This is a genomic window from Thalassotalea eurytherma (assembly GCF_030161415.1).
Lineage (GTDB): Bacteria > Pseudomonadota > Gammaproteobacteria > Enterobacterales > Alteromonadaceae > Thalassotalea_G > Thalassotalea_G eurytherma.
Genome location: NZ_BSSU01000031.1, coordinates 1 through 1273, shown reverse-complemented (window position 1 = coordinate 1273; position 1273 = coordinate 1). Strand labels below are relative to the sequence as shown.

Genomic DNA, 1273 nt, shown 5'->3' with positions numbered 1-1273 from the left:
TGTAGTGGCATAGTGATTTTGGCCACCTAATTAGAGGATGTTATGATTAATTCATAGCAGTATTAGGTGAAGATAATGACTAAGAAGTCACGTAAAAATTTCAGCCCTGAATTTAGATTAGAAACGGCACAATTGGTGGTCGATCATGGCTACACCCATGAAGAAGCAGCCAAGGCTATGAACGTTGGTTTTTCGACGATTGGTAAATGGGTTAAACAATTAAAAGAAGAGCGTCAGGGGAAAGCACCTAAAGCAACACCGATGACCCCAGAGCAACTCAAGATCCGTGAGCTAGAAAAGAAGATCGAACGCATTGAATTAGAAAAGGAAATTCTAAAAAAGGCTACGGCTCTGTTGATGTCGGACTCACTGAACAATTCGAATTAATCGAAAAACTCAATCAGAGCCATAAAGCCAGATATCCGATTAAAACATTGTGTGATGTGTTTAATGTTCACCGTAGCAGTTATAAATACTGGTGCTTACGTGATACGTCATTATCAGTCGAAGAAGTGACATTACGCGCTGAGGTTAAATCAGCACATGAACTAAGCGGTGGCTCAGCAGGTGCAAGAACCATTGCAGAGATAGTGACACAGCGTGGTTTTCTGCTAAGCCGTTATCGTGCTACTAGGTTTATGAAAGACCTAGAACTGGTTAGTTGCCAATTGCCACAGCACGCTTACAAGAAGGGCTCTAAAGAGCATGTGGCAATACCTAATTTGCTTCAGCGTCAGTTTTATGTGACGGCACCGAACCAAGTCTGGTGTGGCGATGTAACTTATATTTGGACTGGCAATCGTTGGGCGTATTTGGCAGTAGTGATTGATTTGTTTGCTCGTAAACCTATTGGTTGGGCAATATCACATTCACCCGATAGTGAATTAACCGCAAGGGCATTAACGATGGCTTACGAACTACGAGGTAGACCTGAAAACGTTATGTTTCATAGTGATCAAGGCAGTCATTACACAAGCCGTAAGTTCAGGCAACGATTGTGGCGTTATCAGATCACACAAAGCATGAGCCGTCGAGGTAACTGCTGGGACAATGCCCCAATGGAGCGATTTTTTAGAAGTTTAAAGACGGAATGGATACCAACGATAGGCTATCGAGGTTTTAACGAAGCGAAGATAGGTATCACGAAATATATTATTGGCTATTACAGCCAAGTTAGGCCGCATCAAAATAATGGCGGTTTGACACCAAACGAGTCAGAGAAAAGGTACTGGCTAAACTATAAAACTGTGGCCAATTTAACTTGACCACTACA

Annotated in this window: 1 protein-coding gene; it reads left to right on the top strand. The window is 42.3% G+C overall.

Features of this window, described 5'->3' with window-relative positions; all coding sequences use genetic code 11:
• Positions 1 to 75: 75 nt before the first annotated feature.
• Positions 76 to 1265, top strand: a protein-coding gene (locus QQK02_RS16390; RefSeq protein WP_284209232.1) for an IS3 family transposase whose coding sequence is annotated in 2 segments (ribosomal slippage) — positions 76 to 343 and positions 343 to 1265 — 1191 coding nt in all. Because the reading frame shifts where the segments join, the coding sequence is not laid out codon by codon here.
• Positions 1266 to 1273: the final 8 nt, after the last annotated feature.